Raw genomic sequence first — 22,055 nt, 5'->3', positions numbered from 1 at the left:
CGACCGAATTATGTGAAGGTTATATGAAGCTCAATTTCACAGAGACTTCGGCAACTCCCTATAACCTCGTGTTTTGTTCCAATATAATTATGATATTTCGATAAAGATTGCGGGTAAGGCTTACCATCTCCAGAAAGGAGTGGCAAGATGATTGATAGGACTCAGGGCATCACCAGTAAGCTATAGGCGATCGCTTCCTTACCCTCAATCACAATTTTTTTGACCACTTACAGGGTATTACGAGCAAGCAATGATGATTACTAACGCCAACCCCTCGATTATTCCTCCCCGAATTGATTATTGCCTCACCGCAACTGAGCAAGGATGGCAATTGACGGCTTGGGAACCTGCTATTGTGGGGGGCAATAGAGTTAAGCCTTATCTCTGGAAGTTTAATTCCGAACTCCAAACGCTACAAGAAGCGCACCGAACGCTTCAGCTAATTCTGGGTGAAGGATAGTTTTTTATTTTCCAATCGGCTTTCCGCGACTGTCTGAGTGAGCGTTAAGCTCATCCGTTTTGAGTTTATAACCCTAAACGACTGTGATAGAGTGATTTGGCTGGATTTGAGGAATACAAATTTTCGCTTGTTGTAGAGTAAACTCTATTTAGGTTGGATTTCTAGCTCTTTATATCCCGTCGTTTCATCCATCGTTCTCAAAAAGATTAAATTATCGCTGACGCCCATAATAATTTCAGCCGTCGTATAGATGATACATCCCTCTAGAAGATGACCTCCGATTGTCTTTCCTTTTTTATCCGACAAGGCAATGTGTAAATGGATACCATGGATAGACAGAGTGCCAACGAGGGAAACAATTTCAAAACGCCGCTTGAAGGCTTGAGCATAATTTTGACCTGCAAAGCGCAGGGTGGCTTGTTTGAGGCTACCCACCGCCGTAATCATAAACCCGGATTCAATCTGGTGCTGTTTGACGAACTGCCTTAAGCTTGTCCTTAAATCGTCATTGGGTTTTAAGCGAATCGCAAAAATTTGCATGGTGTATGATGATGGCGGCAGCGCTAGTTTTAAGTCAGATTGATGAGAGTTGTAATTACCACCTTTGTGGTAGTATTTAGCCTAATAGAATTGTCCCAGTGGATGAGCGATTTTATCCTACCCATGCCAGTATTCATTTTGGCAGGAGCGTTACTCGCGATCGCGTCTAACTACGGTAAATCTCCAGGTTGGTCTATTTCTCTACAACCCAGACAATTCTCAAGCAGTCAAACTCAGTCTACCTCTGTGGAGAGTAATAATCCAGCATCTAACTCGACGGTGCTTAATCCATCATCATCCACATCACTACCTCAGCCGCCTCGTTCGATTTCCTTTACGATTCCTCGCCGTTCATCAGGGAATGGGTGAATAGGGAGGGGTAATACCAAATTTGCCTTTGTTACCCCCTTTTAAGGAGGTGATTAAAATAGCGGCTAAATCAACAAAGGTTTTGGCTTTGTGCAGCAAACCATATCTATTTTCTCTGGAATCCATGATCAAGATTGTCGGGATTTTCGGAATTATCGCGGTTGTAGGGGCGTCGCGGTTGTAGGGGCGAGTCGCTGCACATAGTAGGCGGTGTAAGAATTAACCTATATCGACTCGCCCCTGTCCCAATGTGGTGTTATGCCAAATCCGGGTTAACTATTCCTAAAGAGAGCAAATCGCCAAAACCCTGTAGAGACTTGCCATGAAAACCCTGTAGAGACTTGCCATGGCAAGTCTTGAACAATCTGGACATAAAAGGGTTATGTATGGCGGATTTGGTATTAGATAATTACCGATACCTAATGCAGGGCGACCCGATATAATCAAGGGTTGGGTTCTGTTCATTGAATGCGGCGGGTCGCCCCTACCATGTTTATCTATAGTTACCGATACCTAGTGCAAGAAAGCAGAAATAACTGAACAGCTAATATCTCCCCCCGCTTCCCCTGCTCCCTCTGCTCCCCCTGCTTCATCGTATCTACGAAGCTGCTCAAGTATTTTTGCCGAGCTGCACTAGTGGGAGGGAAAACCGATCAAATTAAGGGTTGGGTGGTGTTGATTGGGTACGGCGAGTCGCCCATCCCTGTTAGTTTCTCTGTACACCCTCAGTGCCCCATATTCCGTTTCAGTTGCTCCAACTCCTCATCAGTCTCCCAGCGCTGAAATTGAGTCTCTAAGGGGTCTACACCTGCTCCAATGTTGTAATTTGAACTCTGGTTCCAAGCCGATGTCTGCCACTGAGACTGAGATTGAGCTTGGGCTTGAGTGCGGGCAGCTTCGACAACTCTTGCTTTGGTATGAACTTCATTGCGACGGGTTTGAATCTGACGCTGTAGTTCTTTAGTCTGAGCAATTCGTTGTTTAACCCCTTCCATCTTGCCCCAGAGTTGATTCCCTTGATGCAAAAGCGTAGCTTCTCGTTGTTGAGCGGCTTGGGCTAAATCAGGTCTGCCTTTCGATTGAGCCTTATTCATCCGTTCGTGCCAACGCTGAATTTCTTGGGCAACTCCTAATATTTCATCCTGTAGGCGCTTTTGCTGAAGTTGCAAGTCAGCAATCAGCTTCAATGTGTCTTCTTCTTGCTCCCGTAACTGTTCTTCGAGTGCCTGTAACTCTAAATGGGGATTGTTGCGGAGAAATTCATCCAGGCGATTTTCCAGAAAGCGATTGAGATCCTCAAATAAACCCACTTCTGACTCCTAATACCCGTGCCCTTCGCTAATATGCTACCTCATCCTGCGGGTGTCGGGGTGATGGGGTGTCGGGTGTCGGGTGTGGGAAAAATCTTTTTCCCGATCAATTCGCCAATCCCTCTATCGATGGGCATAAATTGGCAATTTGCCTGGTGGGTTTCACCCCTTGGGGAGATGATTTTAAGCCTTTAGACAACGATTCTGACAGACAGAAGGACAGGAAAATCTGCCTTGAAGTAGGCAATCCTATTCCGGTCATCGTTATATATAACCGAAACAACGAGGAAAAACATTATGGTTGAGAGTGTGGGACTAGAACTCACGAGTTGGGTGGCTTGGATAGCACAGATACCAGTAGAGCCAGAACTCGATACCGTCGAAGATGCCGCGCTGATCTTTGACGGACCTCAATTTTTTACCACATTAATCGCTGGTGTGGTTTTAGCGTTTGCGTTCCAGATGCTCTTAACGAATCTGGGTGTGGCGTTGGGAATTTCCTTTGCTGGAGGCGGAGATTCATCATCGTCTGATAAAAAGTCATCAGAGACGGTGCAGGGGACAATTCGCAAGGTTGGTACAGCATTGGGATTAGCAACGTTAATTAGCGTTACCGTGGCGCTATTTTTTGCTTGTCTATTTGCCGTAGAATTAAGCTTGCTGGAGAGTCCCGGCTTAGGTGCGATTGTCGGGTTGGTGATTTGGGCAACGTACTTTTCGTTACTGGTTTGGGTCAGTTCGACAACGGTTGGTTCTTTGATCGGATCAGTAATTAGTACCGCTACCTCTGGTTTTCAAGCCATTTTAGGTACTGCCACAGCCGCAATTGGGGGTAGCGCCGTCCAAAAAGAGGTGGTGCAAACCGCAGAAGCAACGGCGGCGGCGGTACGTCGAGAACTGGGTTCTGCCATTGACCCGGAGACGATTCGCGAGAACTTAGAAGATTATATTCAGGCGATACGACCTCCAGAACTGAATCTGCAAAAGATTCGGGCGGAATTAGAAGACTTAATCAATGATCCAAATTTACAAGAAATTGCGGATAGTAACAGTCTGTACGGTGCGAGCTGATGTGGAAAATTATCTGCTCAATAAATATTCTTGGCAGATGCATCGACCAACGCTGGAGCGGGAATTCCGAGATGTACTCTATGATCCAGAAGCTGACCCCGCCACTGTGGTACAGGAATTAGAGCAGCTCAATCGGTCAGATTTTGCTGATTTGTTGGTACAACGGGGTGTTTTTACTGAAGAACGGATCAGAGAAATTTCGACTTGGCTGGATATCATTCGCTTAGAAGCCTTATCTGTGGCAATTGCCGCTAGAGAACGCGCCGAGGCGATCGCACTATTAGCCGCGATGGAGCAATATTTCCTATCCACGCCCAAGGAAGCACTCACGCCTGAGAAGATTCAACTGAATATTAGGGAGATTCTGCATGATCCAGATGCAGATTATGAACATCTGAGCAATCGTCTGGCTCAGTTTGATCGTCCTCTATTTGAGCGGTTGGTCGAACAACGTCAAGATTTAACCCCTGTTGAAGGGGAAGCCGTAATCGTTGAACTGGAGAAAGCCCGCGATCGCGTTTTAGATACAGCCAGAGAAACCCAAGAGGCGCTGAAGGCAAAGATTGAAGCCCAGTGGATGAAGGTTCAGTCTGTTTTGAGTAACACCGGTAAATCTCAACTGAATCCTCAAGCCATTGAACAGGAACTCAAATTACTCTTAGATGAACCTCAAGCGGGATGGCTGCTGCTGCGTAAACGCGCTGAACGCTTTGACCGGGATACGTTGGTACAACTGTTAAATCAGCGTCAAGATTTGAGTGAAAGCCAAATTAACCAAATTATCGATCAGGTTGAGGGAACCTGGAGTCGTGTTCGCAGTATTCCCCAAAAAATGGCGGATACAACCAAAGAGCAATACGACAAAACCATGTCCGCGATCGCGGAGTATCTGCGGAACACCGGAAAGCCAGAACTCAATCCAGACGGGATTCAGCGTGATTTAACCAAACTGCTGGATGATCCACAGCTTGGCACCCGCTTAATCAGACGTCGATTAGCGGCAATGGATCGCGATACCCTGGTACAGTTACTCGCCCAACGGGATGATCTGAGTGAACAAGAGGTGAATCAGATCATTGATCAAGTGTTTTCCACTGTTCGCAGCGTAGCTAAAGCCCCCCGACGCTGGGCGCTACGCACTCAGGAAACTGCCCAAGATTTCCAAGCCGCCTTTGAGGATTACCTACGTTCGACGGGCAAAGAGGAACTCAATCCCGAAGGAATTAAGCGGGATATGCAAATGTTGCTGAATGAACCCGGTGCTGGGATGTCGAGTCTGCAAGAACGCCTGTCTCACTTTGATCGCTCGACGCTGGTGGCGTTGTTATCCCAACGGGAGGATATCTCAGAAGACGATGTAAATGGAATTGTCGATCAAATTCTGAATGTGCGTAACCAAGTGATCGCCCAAATCCGGACTGTGCAAGATCGCATCCAGTCAGTTATTGATGGTATTTTTGAGCGTATTCGCGATTATCTGAATAGCTTAGATCGTCCGGAACTGAATTATGATGGCATCAAGCAAGATGTGCGAACATTGTTTGATGACCCCGAAGCTGGATTTGATGCACTGCGCGATCGCTTGTCTCAGTTTGATCGCGATACCCTCGTCGCTATTATCAGTTCCCGTGACGATATCTCCGAAGCCGATGCTAATCGGATGATTGCTCAGATTGAGCTGGTTCGCACTAGGGTGCTACAACGGGCAGAACGGATTCAACAACAAGCCCAACTGCGCCTAGAACAGGTCAAGTATCAAGCCCAACGCCAAGCTGAAGAAACTCGCAAAGCCGCTGCGACGGCAGCTTGGTGGCTGTTTGCGACAGCATTAATTTCGGCGTTGGCTTCCGCAGGTGCAGGGGCTTTAGGTGTCGCTTAAAAGATGTAGAGACGTTGCAGGCAACGTCTCTACCAAATGATGCCTCCTAAACGCTATGGCGATTGCTATAAGTGAAAGGGGTTGAACAATGTTTTTTCTGAGAGGTATATGACAAAATGGGACATCCAGATTAAAACCCCAATAAAAGATAGGTTTCATTTTCTTGTTGAGTAACCGTTTGTTTCCAGCTCATTTGATGGGAGACATCTTCAAACAGCACAAATAACTGATTATCAACATTCATGCTATAGATATCAATATACTCCGGTCGCTGCGGATTATGGGAACGCGCCACACCTTCGAGCCTAAAATCTTCTGTTTTTCCTGCCAAAATATCCAATAATATATCGTCTAAACCAATCAACTCTGGAAAACTAACACTGACTGACTTGCCAATAGTTAATTTTTCGGGAAAATCACAAAACTTGTGAGCCTGATCAGAAATCTCTCGAATGGTTAAATCTGGATTTAGGATTAAATACTCCATCTGACGCATTGCCACAAACCGTTCTAGAATGGGGTTAAGCTTAGACGACGCGGTTTGCAGTTCACACAGATCCTTCAAACGATAGCCGAACCCATACACGGTTTCAATCATGTCACCTGCACCCGCTTTGTTGAGCTTGCGTCGTAATCCTTTAACATGTGCCTTAACCGTTTCCCTGTTGGGTGGATCTCCAAACGTCCAAAGTTTTTCGATAATGTAATCTTGACTAAATATCCGGGTAGGAGATGACATCAACAAATACAAAAGACCATATTCTTTGGGAGATAGACGCAAGGGTTGTCCCTGACAGGTTACTTCACAAGTACTGGGGTCGATTTCCAAGTTTCCCCATTGCAACGTTGGTGTACTAGCATCCCGGTTACGTCTGAGTAAAGCCCGGATTCGAGCCGCTAACCCCTCAACAGGACAGGGTTTAATAATATAATCATCAGCGCCCGCATCTAATCCCGCCACCATATCTTGCGTCGCGGCTGATGCACTTAATAAAACAATCGGACTGGTATTTCCGGCTTGTCTCAATCGGCGACACAGACTAATACTATCCAGATGGGGCAAATTAATATCAAGCAGAATTAGATCGTAGTTATAGGCTAAAGCATTGTCCAACCCCGTCTCACCGTCATCCGCCAGATCAACAACATAATTTTGTTGAGTTAACCCTACCACAATGGTTTTGGCTAAACTTTGATTATCCTCAATAACCAAAAGTTTCATTTTTCCCCCTTTGAACAATAGATAAGCCTGAATCTTCCTGTGATCTCCCCCGATTTTTAAGCAGGAAATTCCTCCCCTACGGAAACCTCAGCCTTGCCTACATCGTTTATGACAATTTTTCAGGAGGCGGAAAGATGGGGGATAGGAAGACATGATAACGACAGACAGAAAAGATTCTGTCCACCTGAAACCCCTATTCTGCCTCACTTCAAAAGAGTATGGTAAAAAAAACAACCGATTGTAATAGATGTTAAACACAGAGTCAGGTAATTCTATGTCATTGTCGATGAATTCCCAGGAGCGTAACCTGCTCAAGCACCTGGTTGACTACTCCTCTATCCAGTCTCTGCCAGAAATTTGGTCGATCGCGGCGCAGCGATTTGGACAGATTATTGCCCTGAGAGATCCTCACACCCAACCGGAGGTGATCCTAACCTACACTCAGTTGGTGCGCCAGATTCAACAATTGGCGGCGGGATTACAAACCCTGTTTGATGATCCGGTGATCAAGCAGGAACAAGAGTCCTCGGAACTTCCTCCCCGTATCGCCTTAATTGCCGATAACAGCCCCCGTTGGCTAATTGCCGATCAGGGGATCATGACGGCTGGGGCGGCAAATGTGGTTCGTAGCGCCCAAGCTGATCCCGAAGAACTGCGGTATATTTTAGAACACAGTGGCAGCATTGCTTTAGTTGTCGAAGATACCAAGACACTGACTAAACTCAGAGCTCATCTTGACGATTTGCCGATTCAATTTGTGATCCTACTCTCCGATCAAGAGCCACCGGCTGAAGACAAGCTAAAGGTGCTTAATTTCTCTGAGGTGATGAGTCTGGGGTCAAAAGCCACGCTACAACCCGTTCAGGCGACCCGTCAAACCCTCGCCACCTTAATGTACACCTCCGGCACCACCGGGAAACCCAAGGGGGTGATGTTAACCCATGGTAACCTGCTGCATCAAGTCACCACCTTTGGTATCGTCATCCAACCCAAAGGAGGCGATCGCGTCTTGAGTATTTTACCGACGTGGCATGTCTATGAACGCACCGTTGAATACTTCCTCTTGTCTCAAGGGTGTACCCAAATTTACACCACCATTCGCCATGTCAAAGCCGATCTCAAAGCCTTTAAACCCATCTACATGATCGGCGTTCCTCGGCTGTGGGAATCGATTTATGATGGGGTGCAAAAGCAGTTTCGGGAGCAACCACCGAACAAGCAAAAATTAGTGTTCACCTTACTGGATATCAGTCAGCGCTATATTAAAGCGCGGCGAATCGCTCAAGGATTAGACTTGAATCAGCTTAATCCTAGTCCCCTAGAACGTCTTAGCGCCAGCATCCAAGCCTCACTCCTGTTACCCGCCCACAAATTAGCCGACAAACTCATTTATCAAACCGTGCGGGCGGCAACCGGGGGTCAAATTAAAACCATTATCAGTGGTGGGGGTTCCCTGGCAATGCATTTGGAAAACTTCTTTGAAATTGCCGGGATTGAGATTCTGGTGGGGTATGGACTTACTGAAACCTCCCCCGTGACGAACGTTCGCCGGATGGAACGGAATCTGCGCCGTTCCTCCGGACTCCCCATGCCCGGAACCCAGATTCGCATCGTTGATCCAGAAACTCGGAAACCCTTACCCACAGGCGAACAGGGCTTAGTTTTAGTGAAAGGACCCCAAGTGATGCAAGGCTACTATAAAAATCCAGAGGCGACAGCAAAAGCCATTGACTCCGAGGGATGGTTTGATACCGGAGATTTAGGATGGGTGACGCCCAACCATGATTTAGTCTTGACAGGACGGGCAAAAGATACCATCGTATTGACCAACGGCGAAAATATCGAGCCGCAACCGATTGAAGATGCCTGTCTGCGAAGTTCTTATATTGAACAAATTATGCTAGTGGGTCAAGATCAGCGATCGCTCGGTGCGTTAATTGTGCCGAATATGGACGCCCTGCAAAAGTGGGCAGCCGCTGAAAATATTACCCTAAACTTGCCCAACTCCGATACGAACAAGGACAGCGAGTCGTTCCGGACGGGTATTGACCTGAAAAGTAAAGAGGTGCAGAACCTATTCCGGCAAGAATTGAACCGGGAAGTCAAAAATCGACCGGGCTATCGCCCTGATGATCGAATTGGTCAATTTGCGCTGATTTTAGAACCCTTTTCCATAGAAAATGGCATGATGACTCAAACACTGAAAATCCGGCGACCCGTTGTTACTCAACGATATCGCGATATCATTAACGGGATGTTCGCCCCTATTGCGGGGAAATAGGGTGAAAGAGTATGCTGGTAAGTTGCCTGTTGCTCAAAACATGATTATGCCCCCAAACTTTAGGTTATCCTGTTAGCCGGATTAACCCTTACCGATAGAAGCGATGGTGAAGGCTCCTGCGCTCTATAGCCAGGAGATGAAACCGAGCAAACCGTCTAGGTAGCGAATTTATTCGCCAGTCAAATAATCCGGATAACACTCAGCCAACAATGTAGTATAATATTAGTAACATTGCAAAAGGTCGAGCAAGTGTTTAATCTGATTTACGAGTTTAAGTTAAAGCCAACTTCCGCCCAAATAGCCACTTTTGCTGAGTGGCTAGAACAATGTCGTCGGGTCTATAACTACGCTCTTTGTGAGCGGAAAGATTGGGTTAACTCACGTAAATCCTCAATAAACAGTTGCTCGATTAAACATGAGTACATCATACCTGCGGGTGCATCAGCACCCAACTATTCTAGTCAGTGTGAAAGTCTCACTCAGGCTAAAAAGAATATCCCTGCACTTAAGCAGATACACTCACAAGTGCTACAGCAAACCCTTAAGCGTTTGCAAAAGGCATTTGAGGGGATGTGGGAGAATGGGCGAGGGTTTCCACGGTTCAAGAAAGCAGGTCGGATGCGGTCATTTCTTTTCCCATCAATGGGAAAAGAACCCATTCAAGGGAAGTATGTCAAACTCCCTAAGATTGGGTTAGTTAAATTTATCCAATCTCGTCCAATTCCCGATGATGCAACTATTAAGCAAGCACGAATCGTTAGACGGGCATCCGGTTGGTATGTACAACTTACCCGGCAATGGAAATTAGATATACCTGAAATTAGTCCGGCTGGTACATCACTGGGAATAGATGTCGGATTAATGCACTTTGCCGCCGTGTCTAATGGACGAACGTTTCCTAATCCACGACCATTTAAGCGCCTAGAAAGCAAGCTGAAATCGCTGCAAAAGAAGGTGTCTAAAAAGCGTCCAGGGTCAAACAATCGCGCCAAAGCACAAGCCAAAGTGTCACGACTACATGAGCGGATAGCCAGTACCCGCAAGAACTATCATTGGGAGTTAGCCCATAACTTGTGTGATTGGGCGGATATGATATTTGCTGAACAACTCAATCTGAAAGCGTTAGGTCGAGGCTTTTTGGCTAAACACTGCCTAGATGCGGGTTGGAGTCAGTTCCTAGATATCCTCTCTCAATGTTGTTTCAAGCGGGGTGTGTACTTTCAGAAAGTACCAGCAGCCGGAACAAGTCAGACTTGCCCCAACTGCTTAGAAGATACAGGCAAAAAGAAACTATCCCAACGGGTACACAAATGCCAGTATTGTGGGTACACAGCCGATAGGGATGTGGCATCCGCTCAAGTCGTAGAAATTAGAGGAGTCGTAGCCGTGGGACACACACCATCTAAGCTTTCTGAGGGTAAAGGTCACGTCCTGGAAGACGCTAAACTCTGCCTCCCTGTGACGGAAGAATCCCCCGCGCTCTTATAGCCGGGGGAGTGTCAACTTTTTAAGTGTCAGACCTACTGAGAAATACCTATATGCCTACAGAAGAATCTCAATCCAAAGAATCTCAATCCAACCTACTCTTGAAGCGACCGGTTAATATTAAAGCCATTGTCACACCCCGCTGGAAGGAGGAGGTACAACAACAACTCCAGGGACAAATTAACCAACTGGACTCTCAACTTCAACAGTTGGACATGCAAGGGCAACGGGCGATCGCGGAAATTCAAAAGCAAAGTGTGAATCCTCCGGGTCCTCAAGTCAAGCAGCAAATCGAAAGTATTCAATTGCAGGTCAATCAAAAGAAAAGTGAGCTGCTTGAGCAAAAAAACCAGCAACTCCAGCAACTTCAACAGGTACAGATGCTCGAACTTGACCAAGAAGTCAATCAAGGTCAAATCGAAAGCTTCTTCCGCGTTGAAGCCGGAGATAACCTGGTTCGCAAAATGCAGGTCGAAATTCTCCTACGAGATGGCATAGTCGAAGAAATTCGCGGCGATATTTAAAGCAGAGGGGCGGGTGTCTTGGGAATCGTGTTTCGCTATAGATAACCTTACCTCAAAACCAGCCCTGCCTGTAGAGACGCGCCATGGCGCGTCTCTACATTGGGTATCTTGCTATCCTGAAAAGAGTTGCCCTACTATTGCTAAGAAAGCCCATTCAACGATGAGTGACCAAACAACCCGATTATGTATTCTCGGTGGAGGGTTCGGGGGGCTTTATACTGCCCTGCGCTTAAGCCAACTCCCTTGGGAAAAGTCACAGCAGCCAGAAATTATACTCGTTGATCAAAGCGATCGCTTCGTATTTATGCCGCTGCTGTACGAACTCCTGACCGGTGAACTACAAACCTGGGAAATTGCCCCACCCTTTGAAGAACTCCTGGCAAATACTGGGGTACGCTTTACCCAAGCGACGGTGATGGGGATTGATAGTGAACAACAACGGGTACAATTGCAGGATGGCGTAGAATTTGCCTATGATCGCCTGGTCTTGTCCTTAGGTGGAGTTACACCGATGGAGAGCGTCCCCGGTGTCGCTGAACATGGGATTCCATTTCGAGCGATCGCAGATGCTTATCGTTTAGAAGAACGGTTACGCATTCTCGAAGAATCCGACGCGGAAAAAATTCGTGTCGCCGTTGTCGGTGGTGGGTATAGTGGCGTGGAACTCGCCTGCAAACTCGCTGAACGGCTAGGAGAACGAGGACGCATCCGGTTAATTGAACAAGGTGAGATGATTCTGAAAACCTCTCCCGAATTTAACCGTGAAGCCTCACAGAATGCGTTAAATGAACGAAAGGTATGGATCGACCTAGACACCTCGGTAGATGCGATCAGCGCCGATACCATTTCTCTGCTGTACAAAGGACAGGTGGATACAATTCCTGTCGATATTGTGTTATGGACAGTCGGAACCACAGTCACCCCCGTCGTGCGATCGCTCCCCTTTAAACAAAATCACCGGGGTCAACTCATGATCACCCCAACCCTACAAGTGGTTGATCATCCAGAACTTTATGCCCTAGGGGATCTAGCCGATTGTCGAGACATCACCGGTCAACAAGTCCCCAACACGGCTCAATCTGCCTTCCAGCAAGCCGATTACGCCGCTTGGAATATTTGGGCATCTCTAACCGGGCGTCCTTTACTCCCCTTCCGCTACCAGCATTTAGGCGAAATGATGACATTAGGGACAGACAACGCAACACTTACTGGGTTAGGATTAAAACTTGATGGGGTTTTTGCCCATCTAGCGCGGCGTCTTGCCTATCTTTATCGTATGCCCACCCTAGACCATCAGCTCAAAGTTGGTTTAAATTGGATGGCACAACCTTTATTGAATCTGCTCAAAAATGAGGGTATGTAGGGGCGGGTTTATTGATTTTCGTTTCACGGTTGACGATAACTTTACCTCAAACCCGCCCTGACCAGGTACGATAACTATAAAACAAATGACAAATGACGAATGACGAATGACAAATGACGAATGACAAAGGACAAATGACCAATCCAAAAGTCATTTTACTCGATGCCGTCGGTACATTATTTGGGGTGCGCGGAAGTGTGGGTCAGATTTACAGCGCGATCGCTCGCCAGTTCAACGTGAATGTACCACCGAAACTGGTTAACGATGCCTTTTTCCAAGCTTTTGCTGCGGCTGATCCCTTGGTTTTCCCAGACACAGACTCTGAAGAGATTCCTCAATGTGAATTTGAATGGTGGCGCGTGATTGCCCTTCGCACGTTCCAAAAAGTTGGTGTTCTGGAACAGTTTGCAGACTTTACCGATTTTTTTGACCACCTTTACACCCACTTTGCCACCGCCGAACCGTGGTTTATTTATCCAGATGTTATCCCAGCGCTGGAGGCGTGGCAGCGAGTTGGTATTCAATTGGGTGTTTTGTCGAATTTTGATTCTCGCCTTTACTTAGTGCTAAAAGCACTGAATCTGGATGAGTTTTTCAGTTCAATCACCATTTCCACAGAAGTGGGGGCGGCTAAACCTGATCCCAAAATTTTTACCCGCGCTTTACAGAAATATGAATGTGAACCTTCACAAGCGTGGCACGTTGGCGATAGTTTGCGAGAAGATTATCAGGGGGCTAAAGCGGCGGGATTGAGAGCTATCTGGTTGGAGCGTTCTGAAGATATGGCTGAGATTTAATCGTCTTATGTCATTTGTCTTTAGGACTTACGCAAAGGCTCTATATGTAGGGTGTGTTAGCGAAGCGTAACGCACCTTAATCAGCACATTTGGTGTGGTTGCGTAAGTAATTGATCGGGGCGGGTTTAGTTGCATTGGGGTGAAGTCAGAAAGGATAGTAGTCAAACCCGCCCCTACAAATGCGCCATGCCCGAAAAGCGTTGCGAAGGGTATTTTCCTGTTCCCTGTTCTGTGGTTTTAAGATTATAAAATTAAACATTCAACCTTACGTCACACTTACATCAGGTTTAATGTCATCTACAATGACCATGAGCGGTTCTCAAATTATTACCTATAGTCCGGCTTACACGCTGGTTCCCACCTACGAATGCTTTAACCGTTGTAGCTATTGTAACTTTCGCACTGATCCGGGTCAAAGTTCATGGTTGACTCTAACTGAGGCTGATACTCTCTTAAAACAGCTTCAATCCCAGGGAATTTGTGAAATCCTCATCCTCAGCGGTGAAGTACATCCCCATTCACCACGGCGTCAAGCCTGGTTCCAGCGAATTTATGATTTGTGTGAACTCGCCCTATCCATGGGATTTCTCCCCCATACTAATGCTGGACCATTGCAGTTTGAGGAGATGCGATCGCTAAAGTCGGTAAATGTGTCAATGGGGTTAATGTTGGAACAACTAACGCCCCAACTCCAGCAAACCGTTCACCGTCATGCACCCAGTAAGATACCCCAGGTGCGACTACAACAGCTTGTTTGGGCGGGGGAGTTACAGATTCCGTTTACCACAGGGCTATTATTAGGTATAGGTGAGACAAGTGATGATTGGTGGGAAACCTTAGACGCGATCGCGCAGCTTCATACTCAGTATGGTCACATCCAAGAAGTGATTTTACAACCCCATAGTCCCGGTGATCAACAACATTGGCAAGCCCCCGCATTTGATCCGCAACAGTTACCCCAAGTCATAGCCAAAGCCCGTCAAATTTTACCCGCTGATATTACCCTGCAAATTCCGCCCAATTTAGTCCTAGATAACCAATGGTTACTCGCCTGTTTAGCAGCAGGGGCGAAGGATTTAGGGGGAATTGGACCCAAAGATGAGGTAAATCCTGATTATCCCCATCCACAAATTCAGCGACTACGAAATATCCTCGAACCAGCCGGATGGCATCTTGTTCCCCGCTTACCCGTTTATCCGCAGTATAATGATTGGTTGTCCCCACGATTACAACAAGCCGTTTTGAATATAAGATTTAATGACATCCAACGGGGAAGCGATGTCCTAATTGACAAATGACAAATGACGAATTTATGTCTGAACTTGAAACCGCCTTAGAATTTATCCGAAACGTTGAACGGGAAAACCCTGATAAATCAGCCTATCAAATTGCCAATATCCTGCGCGGCTATACCCGGAAAAACTATACAAGCCGATTATGGAGTACCGCAACAGGTTATCACCAAGAGTATATTGAAGGAGAATTTCAAGGAAAACTCAATGGGGATGTCTTGTTAAGTGGAGAAACCACAGACTTTGGTCACTTTCTCGCCTCCCTATCTGATCGGTGGGGAGGGCGGGTTTTGTTTTTCATTTATCGGTGGGGAGGGCGGGTTTTGTTTTTCATTTATCGGTGGGGAGGGCGGGTTTTGTTTTTCATTTATCAGTGGGGAGGGCGGGTTTTGTTTTTCATTTATCAGTGGGGAGCTGAATTTAGTCCCTAAACCCGCCCCTACAATTGATTCCCTAAACCCGCCCCTACAATTGATTCCCTAAATCCGCCCCTACAATTGATTCCCTAAATCCGCCCCTACAATTTGAGGATTTATTTTCGTTAACTTTTTAAAATAAAACTCTATAGGTTGCCCATAAAATTGCTAAACTACAACCATCTTAAAAGAATCTCAAATGGAATGGTTGAAAAATGACCTCAATGAAATGTCCTAAATGCCAAGGAAACCTAGAATCTGTCGTTTATGCCGATATTGAAGTAGACCGATGCACGGATTGCTATGGCATCTGGTTTGATTCTCAAGAGGCTCAAACTCTCAAAGAAATAGAGGGATCTGAAGCCATCGATACGGGTGATCCCCAAATCGGCAGTAAATTTAATGCCATCGAAGATATTAATTGCCCGAAATGCCAAACCCGAATGACCAAAATGGTTGACCTAAAACAGCACCATATTTGGTATGAAAAATGCCCGATCTGTTATGGTATCTGGTTTGATGCTGGGGAATTTAAGGATTATAAACAGGAGGATATTCAGGATATCTTCAAAGGCATCTTTACTGGGGAACGGCGCTGAACCGTAATTTGGAAAAATCGGAAGTCATCTGGGTGATCAAGATTAGCGAAGCATCAACTGAAATAGTCCGGTTCAGTACATTGACACAGCCGCTTTGAACCGAGCTGATGTGAGAGTCTCCTACACTCAATCAAAGATTAGAGTGTAGGCTTCCTTTGCTTTGTTATGGTATATACATATTTAGTTTAATTTGTCAATATTCTGATTGAATGATTTTAGAGACTTTTTTCTCTTGACAAACAGTCCTAATCACCTCATATAATATTGAGTCAGGCGAAATCCATTTTCGTCGCCCTCTTTTCACCCCACCCATTGGACGTCACGGCGTCACACTTGCCTCCTGTTTACCTAGGACATCAGTCAACAAACCGACTGCGAGCAAAGTGAAAGGTTGATATGGCGTTGTCATCCTCACGCCTTTTCCCGGTTTCTAGGAATACTTGACCGACGCTCTTGGTGAAGTTGACGGCAAAGGGGAAGTCAAACTGGATTCAGTCTTTTTTTTGTCAGTCTTTTTTTTGTCAGTCTTGTTGTGCCAAAACACTCAATCTATCTATTGTCTCAAAACATGAAAATAGAATAAATTGATAATTACGCTCAAAATTCAAATGAACTTAAGTCATTATGGAATCATTTTTGGAATTCTTAAACAATATCAATATTGATATCTCTGGCATTCCTGTTGTCAAAACTGTTATTGTCCTCATTCTCCTGATAGGAATACAGGTATTTAGACGGCTGTTTATTTCAGTCGTCATTAAAACCATAGAGCGTTTTACTAGAAAAACCGACACTACCCTTGATGATGAGTTAATTGCGTTTCTGAAACCGGCATTAAGCTGGATAATTTCCCTGGCGGGGCTGTGGTTATCACAACTCATTTTGGCGGATGAATTGGGACCTAAATTGACTGAAACAATAGAGAATACGCTCAACTTCCTCTTTGTTTTTGTCATAGCCTACTTGGTTTACCGAGGCGCTTACCTTTTAGGCAATGTAATTGCTGCCATAATGTTCCATTCGGAAAGCGATGTTGATGAGGTTCTTAAACCCTTAATCCCCAAAATTTTTCAAACTATCGCTATTATTCTACTCGCCATTAAAGTGAGTGAGATGTTGTTAGGGCAATCGGCGGCTGCAATCGCTGGTTTATTAGGCGGAGCCGGAATCACTTTAGGTTTACTGTTCAAAGACATTCTTTATGACTGGTTTTGCACCTTTATTATCTACTCCGATAACCTCTATCGAGAAGGAGATTGGGTAGGAATACAAGGAGTGAATGGTTTTGTCCAAATCATGCAGATTGGATTTAGAACCACCACACTACATATAACAAAATGGGGTTCTATTGTGAAAATGCCTAATGCTAAAATGATTGCCGGTATTGTGGAGAATTGGTCACAAAATCCGGGTGATGAGTTGAAGTGGGGGATTAACTTAACCCTAAAAATTGACGGAATTTCCGCTAAGCAAACGGAGAGAATTTGCCAGGGCATTCGAGACATAATACCCTCTATTCCTGGTATGTCTCAATCATGCTTGGTTCGGTTTAGCCGCATTGAGCAGAATGCCCGGGTTATTGAAATTATGGCTTTTGTCAATGATGATAATCTCTACTTTGATGCAGAAACAGGATTAAACCTAGCTATATTAGATTTATTGGAGAAAGAAGGTATTGACTTCCTGTACATTCACCTAAAAACACAACCCGAAAAGTTAAAAAGTTTCCAAGCCGCTAACAATTGAAAATCCAACGCCTTATTGATTCATGAAACCCAATCCTATCCAGCCAAAACCAGGTCAGGAATCAGTTGGGGATTATCCGCGTCCGGCTCGTTTAGTCAATTTATTGGTTTGATGATCAACAGTTACAGAATTAGCGATGGTGCAGGTTCCCTCGTGATTCATCTGAGGGATGAAACCGAGCGATGCGTTTAGTTTAGCAACTAAAGTTGCTTTTCTTTCTAATCTTAGGTATAATAATAGTTTTAACCGGGAGAGTGTCAATTATAGGACGTCTCTAAACCAGCGTCGGGGCGGGTTTAGTTAACCTTGGCTGCAACCGAAAAGATAGTAGTCAAACCCGCCCCGACACTATGAATAACTGCTTTAACATCACCCTTTATTTTCGGAAGGGTCAGTTATTCTTGACTTTGATATTCTTTGGTGTGGGGCTTCTTGGCAATTGAACTAAATGTCTTCCGACTTATCAACGCTATTGCTAGGGGAAGCATTATATAAAGCATCAAGCTGGGTGCGAGCGTCTTCAACCGTCATTGATTTCATTACCAGCAGCGGTTCACTTGTCGGATTCCCGGTATCATCCAACAGTTCTGGATGGGGGACACGAGTGTTGCTAGAACTAGACGCGGCAAATGAAGCCTTTCCCGCAGGCGCGTAATGCCGTTGAGCATCTATACTCAAGTTCAGCAAACTGCGAATCAAATTCCTGATCGCGAGAAATGCAATAACGGTAAAGGCAATTATGTAGAGTAAGTGTAACATGGCATCATCCTCCAGACTAAACCGCTGATCTGTTAATCGATTATCTTAGGGTGGGTCTTTGAAATTACGTTTTTATCTTTGACACTCCCCCGGTTAAAAACGCGGGGGATTCTTCGTTCATCCAATCACCAAGCGAGTATTGACTTTCATCAATACACGCCTAAGGCAGTTGTCCCGAAGCGTTTATCCAGTATTCCTGGAACGTTCCCGTTTGCCCCACGGTACGAAGTGCTTCCTTAAGTATGTTTATTGCAGCATTCCAGTCGCGGTCTAAAATACACCCGCACTTACACTTATGTGTTCGTGTTGAAAGGCATTTTTTGACAACGCAACCGCAATTCGAGCATTTTTGGGAGGTGTAGTGAGGTTTAACAGCAACCGTTGCTACGCCAAATACTTTGCCAAAATACTCAACCCAGCGTCTAAATAAGACCCAAGTTGCATCAGCAATCGACTTAGCTAGGTGATGATTTTTGACCATATTTCGCACTTGCAAGTCTACATAAGCTACCAAGTCGTTAGACCGGACTACGCACAATGCCGTCTTTACTGCAAAGTCTTTACGCTGCCTACTGACTTTAGCATGTTTCTTAGCTAACTTTTGTTTAGCCTTTTTGTAGTTGTTAGATTGTGGTTGCCCCTTTTTAAACTTTCTAGATACTCTATGCTGAAGTCGTTTCAGTTGTTTCTCTGATTTTCTTAGAAATCTAGGATTTTCAACTGTCTCACCATTTGAATCAGTATAAAAATGGTTCAATCCAACATCTAACCCTACAGTAGTACCCGTTGGCTCCCTATCCTCAGTTCTGTCATGGTCAATACAGAACTGAGCATAATAACCATCGGCTCGACGAACCACCCGAACTCGCTTAATTTGATTGAGTTGGTAGTAGTTTAAGTCACGAGTTCCATAAAGCTTAAACATCCCGGCTTTGAACCCGTCAGTGAATGTAATAGCATCACGATTCTCTGATAGCTTCCATCCGGATGTTTTGTACTCTACAGAACCATGATTAGGACGATTTTTCTTGTACTTAGGATAGACTTTTTTTCCTTTGATTTGTTTTTTACAGTTATCAAAGAATCGTGAAATAGCCGCCCAAGTACGTTCCGACATGGCTTGTCGAGCTTGAGCGTTTAGCTTTCCCGCCCAAGGAAACTCTTTGCTTTTACCAAGAACCGTGCAATATTTAGAAAAATCATTGCGGGTTTGGGCATGACCGTCTTCCCAATATTTAAGGCAAGCGTTGCGTATAAACAGACCAGTACGGATGGCTTCATCAAGCCTTCTATACTGATAGTTTTTACCTTTCAACTTACCCTCGTAAACAATCATTTTACAGCGTTGAGTTTATGGTAGAATAATAGCATATCCCAGGTAACACTCGCAACTAAAGTTGCTTTCCCTAAACGTCTCGCTCGGTTTCATCCCCCGGTTAAAAACGCGAGGGACGGTTAAAAACGCGAGGGAGTCTGCACCATCGCTATTCTGTAATCCGTTTAGCTTATCAAAACTGGGCAGAAATTTGATCACTCTCTCGGCTCAATATTGACATTTACAGAAACCTCCGACTCGGATTCTCCCGATTTCAATGAGCGCCAGCGCATCCCGACTTGCCAACACTCGTTGACTAACCGATGCCATGGCACTAATGTAGCGGGTTCAATCCCCACTTGACCATCGGTGGCTTGAAATAGCGTCACGGCTGCATTCACTTCCAGTTGGGCGGTTTGGACTCGATCCAGTAAATCCCTCTGCTGCTGCCGACTTAAAAAGCTGATCTCCTCGGCTTCGAGTAACGAACGCGATCGCGAAAACCAATATCGAAAATCCTCTAAGAGGGGTTGCAGTATCGACTTGAGCAGGTCTTGCTCGTGGGGCTGAGACTGAGTCATGAATCTTAAGCGCTAATTCATCTGTAAATTTATATTAACGCTAGTTACAATTCTTTACAATACGCAATCAACTCGGCAACCTGCATTGGTTCAAGAAGGTGAGTATCATGGAATGGAGAAAAGGAACCAGGGAAACCGTTAACTGCTTTCAACCTCAACTCAATGGCACAGTCACCCATGTCCAACGTAGAAGCCCCCCAAAAACCAGAAAAAATCCATTTGCCTCGGACGAGTGAATCCGAGAGTCTGAAAAAAATCCGTCATACCGCCTCTCACGTCATGGCGATGGCGGTACAGAAGCTGTTTCCGGGGACACAGGTAACGATTGGTCCGTGGATTGAGAATGGCTTTTACTACGACTTCGCCAAGCCCGAACCCTTTACCGAGCAAGACTTAAAAGCCATCAAAAAAGAGATGGTAAAAATCCTCAAGCGTAAACTCCCCCTAATTCGGGAAGAAGTCAGTCGTGAGGAAGCCGAACGCCGGATCAAAGAACTCGGAGAACCCTACAAACTGGAAATCCTCCAAGACTTAGAAGCCCCGATCACCATTTATCATCTCGGAGAAGATTGGTGGGACTTGTGCGCCGGACCCCATGTAGAAACCACAACAGACATTCATCCCAAAGCCATTGACTTAGAAAGTGTCGCGGGTGCTTACTGGCGCGGTGATGCAAATAAGGCACAACTTCAGCGAATTTACGGCACCGCCTGGGAGACGCCGGAACAACTGACCGAATATAAGCGGCGCAAACAAGAAGCCCTGAAGCGTGACCATCGCAAGCTAGGCAAAGACCTGGGATTATTTATCTTATCTGACCCCGTAGGACCCGGATTGCCCTTGTGGACGCCCAAAGGGACAATCCTGCGGAGTACCTTAGAAGACTTCCTCAAACAAGAGCAAATTAAGCGCGGGTATCAGCCTGTTGTCACCCCGCATATTGGTCGCGTGGACTTGTTTAAAACCTCGGGACATTGGCAGAAATATAAAGAAGACTTGTTCCCGATGATGGGTGAGTCTGAAGCCGAGGGATTTGTCCTCAAAGCCATGAACTGTCCGTTTCATGTGCAAATTTATAAACATGAACTGCGTTCCTACCGAGATCTGCCCATGCGCCTCGCGGAGTTTGGCACGGTTTATCGGTATGAACAATCTGGGGAACTAGGCGGATTAACCCGAGTTCGCGGCTTTACCCAAGATGATGCCCATCTATTTGTCACCCCCGAACAACTGGATGATGAGTTCTTGCGGGTGGTTGATTTAACTCTATTCGTATTTAACACCCTAGGGTTACAAGATTTTAAAGCCCGTTTAAGTTTCCGTGACCCCAGCCAAGACAAATATATTGGGTCAGATGAGGCGTGGAATAAGTCAGAAAACGCCATTCGTCGGGCAGTAGAAACCCTGGGAATGGGACATTTTGAAGGCATTGGCGAAGCCGCGTTTTATGGTCCGAAACTGGATTTCATGTTCCATGACGCTTTAGATCGCGAGTGGCAATTGGGGACAGTACAGGTGGACTATAACCTGCCAGAGCGATTTAACTTAGAGTATGTGGCAGAAGATGGCACACGCCAGCGTCCGGTGATGATTCACCGTGCGCCTTTTGGCTCATTGGAACGGCTAATTGGGATTTTGATTGAGGAGTACGCGGGAGACTTCCCCTTCTGGTTAGCCCCCGTGCAAGCGCGACTGTTACCCGTGAGTGATGAGCAGTTACCCTTTGCCAAGGAAGTGGCACAGAAAATGCGCTTGGTGGGAGTTCGAGTCGAAGTCGATACCAGTGGCGATCGCTTACCCAAGATGATTCGCAATGGCGAGAAGGCAAAAATCCCGGTGATGGCGGTTGTCGGGGCGAAAGAGGTTGAGTCTGATAGTCTCAGTGTCCGAATTCGCGAGGCTGGGAAGCAATCCCAAGACTTAGGGGCGATTCCCGTGGTACAGGTAGTGGAACGCATGGAGAGTGCGATCGCCAACCGCCAGAATTTTTAGGCTGAAGGATTTCCCAAAATGCCTGTATGTCCCTCTAGCTAAGGTTTTCGTTAT

At 45.9% G+C, this 22,055-nt stretch carries 19 protein-coding genes and 2 pseudogenes; 14 read left to right on the top strand and 7 right to left on the bottom strand.

Annotated elements, in window-relative coordinates:
* Nucleotides 1-250: 250 nt before the first annotated feature.
* A complete protein-coding gene (locus RIG27_RS23400; protein WP_446339977.1) occupies nucleotides 251-460 on the top strand; it encodes a hypothetical protein in 210 nt (69 codons plus the stop codon).
* A 144-nt stretch (nucleotides 461-604) separates the two neighbouring features.
* On the opposite strand, the gene RIG27_RS23395 is transcribed toward RIG27_RS23400, so the two are convergent.
* Nucleotides 605-1,000 (bottom strand): PPC domain-containing DNA-binding protein, encoded by a 396-nt coding sequence (locus RIG27_RS23395; protein WP_446349174.1) that lies wholly within the window; start codon nucleotides 998-1,000, stop codon nucleotides 605-607.
* Between the two features lie 42 nt (nucleotides 1,001-1,042).
* Here RIG27_RS23395 and RIG27_RS23390 point away from each other — a divergent pair, with 42 nt between their 5' ends.
* Nucleotides 1,043-1,369, top strand: a complete 327-nt coding sequence (locus RIG27_RS23390; RefSeq protein ID WP_446349172.1) for a hypothetical protein — start codon at nucleotides 1,043-1,045, stop codon at nucleotides 1,367-1,369.
* Here RIG27_RS23390 and RIG27_RS23385 read toward each other — a convergent pair.
* Complete coding sequence (locus RIG27_RS23385) at nucleotides 1,355-1,495, bottom strand: hypothetical protein (RefSeq protein WP_446349170.1); 141 nt, start codon at nucleotides 1,493-1,495, stop codon at nucleotides 1,355-1,357. The two genes, RIG27_RS23390 and RIG27_RS23385, sit on opposite strands and share 15 nt — an antisense overlap.
* Before the next feature lie 599 nt (nucleotides 1,496-2,094).
* Nucleotides 2,095-2,679, bottom strand: a complete 585-nt coding sequence (locus tag RIG27_RS23380; protein ID WP_446349168.1) for a TIGR04376 family protein — start codon at nucleotides 2,677-2,679, stop codon at nucleotides 2,095-2,097.
* Nucleotides 2,680-2,976: 297 nt separating this feature from the next.
* Here RIG27_RS23380 and RIG27_RS23375 point away from each other — a divergent pair.
* Nucleotides 2,977-5,629 (top strand): annotated as a pseudogene (locus RIG27_RS23375) (hypothetical protein).
* 130 nt (nucleotides 5,630-5,759) lie between these two features.
* Here RIG27_RS23375 and RIG27_RS23370 read toward each other — a convergent pair.
* Nucleotides 5,760-6,851, bottom strand: a complete 1,092-nt coding sequence (locus tag RIG27_RS23370) for a response regulator transcription factor (protein ID WP_446349167.1) — start codon at nucleotides 6,849-6,851, stop codon at nucleotides 5,760-5,762.
* A 247-nt stretch (nucleotides 6,852-7,098) separates the two neighbouring features.
* On the opposite strand from RIG27_RS23370, the gene RIG27_RS23365 reads away from it, so the two are divergent.
* The 10 genes and pseudogenes from RIG27_RS23365 to RIG27_RS23320 all read left to right on the top strand — a co-directional run.
* Entirely contained in the window at nucleotides 7,099-9,132 is a 2,034-nt protein-coding gene (locus RIG27_RS23365; protein ID WP_446349165.1) for an AMP-dependent synthetase/ligase, read from the top strand.
* 249 nt (nucleotides 9,133-9,381) lie between these two features.
* A complete protein-coding gene (locus RIG27_RS23360; RefSeq protein WP_446347062.1) occupies nucleotides 9,382-10,620 on the top strand; it encodes an RNA-guided endonuclease InsQ/TnpB family protein in 1,239 nt (412 codons plus the stop codon).
* A gap of 50 nt (nucleotides 10,621-10,670) precedes the next feature.
* Nucleotides 10,671-11,141 carry a YlqD family protein gene (locus tag RIG27_RS23355; protein ID WP_446349163.1) on the top strand — a complete coding sequence of 157 codons (471 nt, stop codon included), beginning with the start codon at nucleotides 10,671-10,673 and terminating at the stop codon, nucleotides 11,139-11,141.
* Between the two features lie 160 nt (nucleotides 11,142-11,301).
* A complete protein-coding gene (locus RIG27_RS23350) occupies nucleotides 11,302-12,504 on the top strand; it encodes an NAD(P)/FAD-dependent oxidoreductase (protein ID WP_446349161.1) in 1,203 nt (400 codons plus the stop codon).
* 134 nt (nucleotides 12,505-12,638) lie between these two features.
* Entirely contained in the window at nucleotides 12,639-13,301 is a 663-nt protein-coding gene (locus RIG27_RS23345; RefSeq protein WP_446349159.1) for an HAD-IA family hydrolase, read from the top strand.
* A gap of 302 nt (nucleotides 13,302-13,603) precedes the next feature.
* Nucleotides 13,604-14,599, top strand: a complete 996-nt coding sequence (gene cofG, locus RIG27_RS23340; protein ID WP_446349195.1) for a 7,8-didemethyl-8-hydroxy-5-deazariboflavin synthase subunit CofG — start codon at nucleotides 13,604-13,606, stop codon at nucleotides 14,597-14,599.
* Complete coding sequence (locus RIG27_RS23335) at nucleotides 14,596-15,024, top strand: hypothetical protein (protein ID WP_446349157.1); 429 nt, start codon at nucleotides 14,596-14,598, stop codon at nucleotides 15,022-15,024. Before cofG ends, RIG27_RS23335 begins: the two co-directional genes overlap by 4 nt.
* Before the next feature lie 200 nt (nucleotides 15,025-15,224).
* Nucleotides 15,225-15,608: a zf-TFIIB domain-containing protein gene (locus tag RIG27_RS23330; protein WP_446349155.1), complete on the top strand. Its 384-nt coding sequence runs from the start codon at nucleotides 15,225-15,227 to the stop codon at nucleotides 15,606-15,608.
* 624 nt (nucleotides 15,609-16,232) lie between these two features.
* Nucleotides 16,233-17,354, top strand: a complete 1,122-nt coding sequence (locus RIG27_RS23325; RefSeq protein ID WP_446349153.1) for a mechanosensitive ion channel family protein — start codon at nucleotides 16,233-16,235, stop codon at nucleotides 17,352-17,354.
* 22 nt (nucleotides 17,355-17,376) lie between these two features.
* Nucleotides 17,377-17,448, top strand: a pseudogene (locus RIG27_RS23320) (DUF427 domain-containing protein); the annotation flags it as partial.
* Nucleotides 17,449-17,798: 350 nt separating this feature from the next.
* Here RIG27_RS23320 and RIG27_RS23315 read toward each other — a convergent pair.
* The 3 genes from RIG27_RS23315 to RIG27_RS23305 all read right to left on the bottom strand — a co-directional run bounded on the left by RIG27_RS23315 (nucleotide 17,799) and on the right by RIG27_RS23305 (nucleotide 20,009).
* Nucleotides 17,799-18,113: a DUF2973 domain-containing protein gene (locus RIG27_RS23315; RefSeq protein WP_446346250.1), complete on the bottom strand. Its 315-nt coding sequence runs from the start codon at nucleotides 18,111-18,113 to the stop codon at nucleotides 17,799-17,801.
* A gap of 160 nt (nucleotides 18,114-18,273) precedes the next feature.
* Entirely contained in the window at nucleotides 18,274-19,449 is a 1,176-nt protein-coding gene (locus RIG27_RS23310) for an RNA-guided endonuclease InsQ/TnpB family protein (protein ID WP_446349150.1), read from the bottom strand.
* Between the two features lie 194 nt (nucleotides 19,450-19,643).
* Nucleotides 19,644-20,009: a DUF2605 domain-containing protein gene (locus RIG27_RS23305; RefSeq protein WP_446349148.1), complete on the bottom strand. Its 366-nt coding sequence runs from the start codon at nucleotides 20,007-20,009 to the stop codon at nucleotides 19,644-19,646.
* Nucleotides 20,010-20,171: 162 nt separating this feature from the next.
* Between RIG27_RS23305 and thrS the strand changes: the two genes are divergently transcribed.
* Nucleotides 20,172-22,001: a threonine--tRNA ligase gene (thrS, locus tag RIG27_RS23300; protein ID WP_446349146.1), complete on the top strand. Its 1,830-nt coding sequence runs from the start codon at nucleotides 20,172-20,174 to the stop codon at nucleotides 21,999-22,001.
* The last annotated feature ends 54 nt before the right edge of the window (nucleotides 22,002-22,055 follow it).

The sequence above is a fragment of the Coleofasciculus sp. F4-SAH-05 genome, from assembly GCF_040222985.1.
Lineage (GTDB): Bacteria > Cyanobacteriota > Cyanobacteriia > Cyanobacteriales > Coleofasciculaceae > Coleofasciculus > Coleofasciculus chthonoplastes.
Note: the sequence above shows the minus strand (reverse complement) of the source record. Positions and strands in the feature narration are given on the sequence as shown.